1 pseudogene is annotated in these 416 nt (G+C 69.7%); it reads right to left on the bottom strand.

What is annotated here, in order from left to right:
• Positions 1–105: 105 nt before the first annotated feature.
• Positions 106–416, bottom strand: a pseudogene (locus G3I71_RS48675) (hypothetical protein); the annotation flags it as partial.

Below are 416 nucleotides of genomic sequence, written 5' to 3'. Positions count from 1 at the left end.
CGATGCTTCATCGCCAGATGTCTTCTTTCTGTGAGGAGCCCACGACGACGATCTGGGGGACCGGATCGCGCCGGGAACGCGCCCGCTCCCCCAGGTGCCGGACCGTCAGCGGTGCGAGACGAAGAGGCGGCGGCCGCCGATCGCAGCACCTGCCACGGCGAGTCCACCGAACGCCACGGACCAGCCGGCGATCCCGGCGGAGTTCGTGGCGTTCTGGCCCGTCTCGCCGGCCGGAACACCGTGCGGAGCGGAGTGCAGGTCCTTGAAGGTCTGCGTCTTGAGGGCAAGGTTCTTGTCGCTTGCGCTACCCCAGGCGTAGACGACCGTGTTGACGCCCTCGGCGAGGTCGAGTTCGGCCGGACCGATGGCGACCGTGTCCGTGCCGGCCAGCGTCACGTCCGCCGTCACCGTGCCCG

The organism is Streptomyces sp. SID12501 (assembly GCF_010550245.1).
Taxonomy (GTDB): domain Bacteria; phylum Actinomycetota; class Actinomycetes; order Streptomycetales; family Streptomycetaceae; genus Streptomyces.
This window is presented reverse-complemented; position numbering and strand designations above follow the sequence as displayed.